Annotated in this window: 2 protein-coding genes; both read left to right on the forward strand. The window is 46.6% G+C overall.

Features of this window, described 5'->3' with window-relative positions:
- The coding region (locus tag K339_RS33175) for a T9SS type A sorting domain-containing protein (protein ID WP_037299897.1) at positions 1-1,588 on the forward strand (1,588 nt) is incomplete at its 5' end.
- Between the two features lie 547 nt (positions 1,589-2,135).
- A partial coding sequence (locus tag K339_RS33180) for a DUF8696 domain-containing protein (protein WP_037299900.1) occupies positions 2,136-7,708 on the forward strand: 5,573 nt, incomplete at its 3' end.

The following is a 7,708-nucleotide window of genomic DNA, read 5'->3' on the forward strand; positions in this document are numbered from 1 at the left end:
AGTGGGTGAAAGCAAAGATATATGTAATGTGGAAGGGAACGCAATCGCATTTAGTGCGACCTGCGGAACGGACGAAGTGCTGTTATATTCGGTGGATGGTGGTGATTATAGCAGTTCAGTGCCGACGCAGTTGGTGGATGGCCAGTACCACAATTACCGCGTACGTTGTCGTAAATCAGACGGGACGAGCTCGTGTATTGAGTCGGAGTCAGGGGTGATGCGCTTACGGATTACCAATTTATCACAAGTTCCAATGGCAAGTTTGAACGTGACTAATGGCTGTGGTACGTCAGTATCATTCAGTGGTACAGCCAACTGTGGTACATTGACGACAGTGTGGTACAATGCTGCTACAGATGTAGCCATCTCGACTTTGCCAAGTCAAACGCCGAATGAAACGACGTCGTACTATGCGCGTTGTCAGGCATCGGGCGGTTGTTTGAGTGAGAAGAGTAACGTGGTAACTTTTACCATTGTGCCTGTGAATGTAGCGCCCGTGGTGAATGTGAGCTCAGAACTTGCGTGTACTGGCACAGAAGTGACGGTTTCTACGAATTGTCCAGCGGGAACGACCGCTTTGTGGAACACAGGTGTGACGGAGTCAAGTTTCAAGGTGGCCTTTGCGAACGTGACGAAGCAGAGTTATTCGGTTCGCTGTGTGTCCTCAAATGGTTGTCAGAGTGCAGTAAGTGCGGCTAAGGAAGTGACGTGGAAGGCATTTGAAGTGACGTTGATAAACATTGGCGAAAGTAAGTCGGGGGTGAAGGTCAACGACCGCAACGCTTGGAGTAGCCAGTTTATCACGCGTGACGGTGGTCCAGAATTGGAACAAAGTACGCAGCAAAACCCGACGTTGTACTACGTAGAAAATGTGAACAAAATGGCACCTCGCTACTGGACGGTTAATGTAGAGACGTGTGGATTAGGAACTAACGGTTCATTGACGTTTGACATGTTGGCAACGCCCGAGACGGGCTTGCCTCGTTCCTTCAACACGCATGAGAATAACGCGCCTTACTTTATGTATGCCAACCGGGAAGGCTGGACAGAATTGTACGGACAGAATCACCCTGCGTATGGTTTCTACCAAGACAACGGCGCAGGCGGTAACGTATATGATTCAGGGTTACCGAAAGGTTTGTACAAATTAGGCATTCGTTACTGGGACATGAAGGGCTGGGGTAGTATTTATCCATCGACTCGCAAACCGCAAGGCAACGTGTTGGCCTACCAAGAATACTGGTTCAGAATCCAGTCGAAAGATGGGGTAGGAGTAGGCGCAGCGAGAACAGCAGATAGTGGTCAGCAGTCAGCAATTGTTCCCCCATCGGGGGCTAGGGGGCTGGCTGTCCTCCCCAACCCAGTCACCAACATTCTCCGCCTCCAAGTGCAAGATAAGAAAGGAGAATTAGTACAAACTACGTTGACGGATGCCTCGGGGCGAAGTGTATTAAGCCGTCATTTTACCCCAGAAAGCAATTCACACCTTGAAGAATTTGAAGTGAGTGAGTTGGCAAGTGGAATGTATTTCTTACGGGTAAATGCAGCTGGGAAACAGCAAGTATTGAAAGTAGTAAAAGTGAAATAAGCGATAGGGGGAGGGGTTGTTAATAGCCCTTCCCTTTGTTTTTTTAATAAAATATATGCCGATTTTTATTATATTTTATGCAAAATGTATATAGCTGTTAGTTTATATAAAGCATGCTGTATGGTGGTATTTTTTTAGGTAAATTATTGATATATAGGTATATGTTGGTGGATTTTGTCTGCGAAATAGTTTGCAAAGTGCTATAGGAGTATCCCAAAAAATAAGGGTTAACCCTTATATCTTTTCGTATTTTTTTGTTATTTATTTGCAGCTTCAAATCCAATGTCAAATCCTTATGAAGCTCTGTTACAAAATCTACTTAATTCAACGTTCCGCTAGGCATTTTCTAAAATTTATTGATGCCCCTCCTTTAATAACGCACTTAAAAGTCACTCGGCTTGTAAAGACCTAAGCATCAATTTGGTGTAGGTAAAACCATGCCTAATTGGTAAAAAATTAAGAACTAAATCCTGAAATTCATCAGCACATCATGTGTTGGATGAATAGCTTCTTGTTGCCCAATTTTTAAAATCAATTTCTTACACGTATGAAAAGTTATCTATACATGTTACTCTTGGCGACGTGCTACATCGCCATTGACACCCGTGCCCAAAGTAGGGGGGATAGTCAAGCCAGTTCGGCGACGACCACCGCTCAAGGTGCACCTACGACCGAGGGAAACCTCACCAAATTGTTTATTTTTTCGGGTTCTGTACACACCATTGTCAACGGTGAATACGTACTGAATGGCGTAAATAAACTCGGACAACCTCGCTACACCCATACCTCGGGCGATTATGAGGTGAACTACGACGGAAAGGGAAATTGGTGGTTAAATACTGACAAAAACTTGTCGGGTGGGCCACAGTACTACCGAGCTGCGGGGAACGAGCAAGGACCGCCGAGTACGGGTTGGGTCGATAATGAGGGACAGCCGACCCAAGTTGCCTTTGCTGCAGGGGCACAAAATGCCGCCTACGAAGCGCAAAAAAATGCCCGCAAGGCAGCGGCGGCAGCGGTGACCTATGTTTCGAGAGAAGGTACGGATGACATTAATCCTAATCAGGTGATTAAAGTCGTACATGTTCCAGCTACGCAGGTTTTAAACAGGGGACTCCCGATGGGGCTAAAGAAGTTAAATGGCGCAAGAGCTGCTGCCACGACCTATTATGTTTATAATTTACGCGTAGGCTATTATAAGATTAACGATAATGGTGGCGGCTGTGATTTCTCGGGTGAAAACCCTGATCCACGTTACAAAGTGAACACCACTGGTGGCCTTACTTTTTCCCAGACCATCAATGTAGGTGATGATAAGCCTTGCGGTTGGCAGCGGATGAACAACGACGGGCGATATATGCAGGCGAGCGGTTTCTCAACTACCTCAGCGGCTTCCCCTCTTCAGTTTACGATGAATATTGACGCTTGGGAAGAAGATGCCTGTGGCGGAGACAATGATTATAATGATGATTGTCTTACGAATGATGATGACCACCCCGCTTCTACTTCCACTACGGTAACGATTGACCCTTCCAATATGAATTTAGGGTATAATTTTATGGATATTGAATGGTCGGGGAATGGCGCAAGGTACGGTTTGAGTTTAGAGTGGGAGTTGTTGGATGCGCCTAAACTTGTAACGTTTTATTCGGACGCTAACCTTACAGGACGGGTTCAGCACTTTGGAAGTGGTGATTATAACACCAATGCTTTATTTACGGGGGTTGGTAATGACAATGTTAGCTCTATGGAGATTGCGCCAGGGTACAAGGTGATTACCTATAACAACGCCAATCACGTGGGTTATCCGATTGAATTTAGAGGTACAGTAAACTTTGTGGAAGGAGCAAATGATCGGACTTCTTCCTTCCGAGTAGTCCCCGACGACAACTTACCAGGCAATGACAAAACACTGCTGATTTACTTCAATGGTTCTGGTAAATCTCTTGAGTTTCAGCTGCAACGCTTCGCGACCAAGGTCAATGCCGACCAGATGGTTTTTATCAAAGGAGTAGGAGGAGATAACAAAGATTATTCTTCCTACAACCAAGACAACCTGCGGTACCAAGAGGGCGAAGAGGTAAACCAATACTCAGGATTTGATGCTGGAAATCCATTTCCAACTACGTTTTATTCCAATGCAAGAGTATTTAAAAACGATAACTTCGGTGGAGGTATGTATCGCTATTTCTTTGGGGTGGATATGGACTATGATGGTAGTGTAGGGGCTGGCTATGAAGACGAAGATTCTTACACGGCTGCCGCCAACGTAATGCGGGTATTGCGCCGTTACAACCTAAAAGGATATAGCCGTATTGTCATTTCAGGCCATAGCCGTGGGTCGGCCGTAGGGATTTCTTCGTTTTTGTATGGTATAAAAAAAGCGTTGGAAAGTAATGCTCAATTTAATGAGTTTAACGGGACGATTAGCACGGTATTAAACAATGCCTCTACTATCAACGTACTGGCCCTCGACCCCGTAGCGGGAGCTGACGTTGCTGGGTTCCGTAACGATTATCACATGGGGGATGGCTGGCGAGCCCGAGAAATTTACCAATGGTTAAAAGGACGTTTCTCCAATATTAATTTCTCTGAAATATATGCCAATGGTGGAAGAATGTTAGAGGCAGATGAGTTGTTGGGAGTAGGTGGACTGCTTCCAGGTAAAACATTTGATCCATCGCCCAACTACTTACATGTAGAGCCTAGCAATAACGTACAACGCTACTGGCTTGGGTATCGTCACAGTTCGATGGTTAATAAAGAAGAAAAATGGTCTAGTTTATACGATGCTGCGGGGATTCCGCGTCCTTGGTTGCATACTGCAGATATGCTCAATGCCGCTTTCTATGACCAGTCTTTGTTCCGCAACCATACCCATTGGTATAACACATTTCGTACAAGCGACCAATTGGCGTGGTTGAAAGCCTTAGAGGATTATGGTTGTACCGATTCGCCAAGTGCTCAATTGGGTTTAGATCCTCTTTCAGTTCCTGACGCTGATTTAGAGTTTAAGCACTACCACGGAACTCGCCACAAGAATTTCGATAATTCGGATGCTTCATCGGTCAACATGGATGATTTTGTAGGAAACAACAACATTAAGTTTTATTGTTCGGACGAGTCTCAGCTTCCAAATGCCGATCAAACATATACGTCTAGTAACTCCCATACCGACAGTGAGGGATGGACGCACTATTGTAGTTGTAACGGAAAGCGTTTGTTGTCGTTGAAATTGGGTGGTACAGGCGCTAGCGTTCCTGAAAACGGGGTGTCATTTAAAGACTCGAAAAATGTTTATTTTGCCACCAACGGAAGCGGGTTTATTACCAACCCTAACGGGGCGGTATTCATGTCACGGAGCTGGAACGTAACCCCAACTACGCAGCCGAACTCTAGTGTAGGTGTACGGTATTACTTCCGATCACTTGATTATAATAATGTAAATACCGAATTGATTTCGAGAAACCAACCTGCTTTGACAGGAGCCAACCGCATGTTTTTCTACCATGCTACCAGTGGGGCAGCTCATGCGCGGGTTGCGGATATTCCAACGGCTACTATTTTGAGGAATGGTTCGACGGCCTCTACCAGTAATTGGGTGTTAGGAAGCACCTTACGCGGCGATTATTATGCAGAATACCAAGCGACGTCTCTCTTAGGGGGTAGCGGTGGTGGAGAAAAATGTACGACGCCAGCGGCGATTGCGATAACCGAAAACTCGGGTACTCCCAATGACGGTACGATTTGTGCGGGTGAGACTGCGACCTTAACTGCCTCTGGAGGTACTCAGTATGTGTGGAGTACGGGAGGAAATTCGTCAGTTATTAATGCTACTACTTCAGGTACATATTCCGTTACGGTTTCAAATTCAGACGGTTGTTCAGCCGAAGCTAGTGTTACTATTACCGTGACTCCTGTTTCGGTAGGTGGTAGCGTCGCAGGGGCGCAGGCAGTTTGTACAGGTACAAATTCAACAATGCTAACTTTATCAAACCAAGTGGGTACGGTGCAAAAATGGCAGTCGTCATCATCGTCTGATTTTGCCAATGTGACCAATATTACCAACACGACGACTAGCCTAACAGCTACGAACTTAATGCAAACGACTTATTACCGAGCAGTGGTACAAAGTGGGATGTGTGCTGCTGCCTTTTCTGCTACGGCAACAGTAACGGTTAATCCTTTAACCATTGGAGGTGCTATTTCTGGTTCGGCTACGGTTTGTACAGGGACAAACTCGACAGTTTTGACGTTGTCAAACCAAGTGGGAAGTGTTCAAAAATGGCAGTCATCGTTGACGTCTGACTTTGCGGCTGCGACCGATATTACCAACACGACGACTAGCCTAACAGCTACGAACTTAACGCAAACGACCTATTACCGAGCGGTGGTTCAAAGTGGTGTTTGTGCCACGGCAATTTCTGCTATGGCAACCGTGACGGTTGATCCTGCCAACGTAGGAGGAACCATTGCTGGTTCGGTTACGGTTTGCGCAGGGACAAACTCGACAGCCTTAACCTTGTCAAACCAAGTAGGTACGATTCAAAAATGGCAGTCATCGTTGACGTCTGATTTTGCGAGCGCGACCGATATTGTCAATACAACCACTAGCTTTACGGCGACTAATTTAACGCAAACGACCTATTACCGAGCGGTAGTTCAAAGTGGTGTGTGTGCGGCTGCTTTCTCTGCGACGGCCACGGTGACGGTTGACCCAGTGACAATAGGTGGTAGCATCGCAGGCTCGACCACGGTATGTTCGGGGACAAATTCGACGGCTTTAACCTTGTTAAACCAAGTAGGTGCGATTCAAAAATGGCAGTCATCGTTGACGTCTGATTTTGCGACTGCGACTGATATTGCGAATACGACTACTGGCTTTACGGCAAGTAACTTAACGCAAACGACTTATTACCGAGCAGTAATTCAAAGTGGTGTTTGTGCGCCAGCCTTCTCTGCGACGGCCACGGTAACGGTTGACCCTGTCAATATTGGGGGGGCAATAGCAGGTTCTGCCACGGTGTGTTCGGGGACAAACTCGACAGCCTTGACGTTGTCAAACCAAGTAGGCGCGATTCAAAAATGGCAATCATCGCTAACGTCTGATTTTGCAGTTGCGACCGATATTGCGAATACGACTACGGGCTTTACGGCGACCAATTTGACCCAAACGACCTATTATCGAGCGGTGGTTCAAAGCGGGGTTTGTGCGGCTGCTTTCTCTGCTTATGGCATGGTCAAAGTTGACCCTATTAACGTAGGCGGGGCTATTTCGGGTTCGGCCACGGTTTGTTCGGGGACAAATTCGACGGTGTTAACGTTGTCAAATCAAGTGGGAGACATTCAAACTTGGCAGTTGTCATTGACGTCTGATTTTATGAATGCAACTAACATCGCTAATACAACGACTACCTTTACGGCTACGAACTTAACGCAAACGACCTATTACCGAGCGGTGGTTCAAAGTGGTGTTTGTGCGCCAGCTTTCTCTGCCACAGCCACGGTAACGGTTGACCCAGTGACAGTAGGTGGTAACATCCCAGGTTCGGCCACGGTATGTTCGGGGACAAACTCGACAGCCTTGATGTTATTTAGCCAAACTGGCGCGATTCAAAAATGGCAATCATCGCTGACGTCTGATTTTGCGAGCGCAACCGATATTACCAACACTACGATTAGATTTACAGCGACCAATTTGACCCAAACGACCTATTACCGGGCGGTGGTTCAAAGCGGGGTTTGTGCGCCAGCATTTTCTTCGACGGCTACGGTGACGGTAAATCCGCTGCCGACGGCGACGATTTCAGGCACAACGACGGTGTGTCAGAATGCTAGTTCGCCATCGGTCACCTTTACGGGAGCAGGAGCGACGGCGCCTTATACGTTTACCTACAAAATTGGCGACGGTGAACCTCAGATGGTGAAAACGAGCAGTGGTAACAGCGTTACGGTTTCGGTACCAACGACAACGGCGGGTGTATTTACCTATACTTTATTAAGCGTCTCAGAAAGTTCTTCGACAAGTTGTAGCCAATTACAAAATGGCAGTGCGGTCGTGACGGTCAATTCTTTGCCAACGGCGACGATTTCTGGAACGACGACGGTTTGTTTAAATAG

It is taken from the genome of Runella limosa DSM 17973, from assembly GCF_000482465.1.
GTDB lineage: Bacteria > Bacteroidota > Bacteroidia > Cytophagales > Spirosomataceae > Runella > Runella limosa.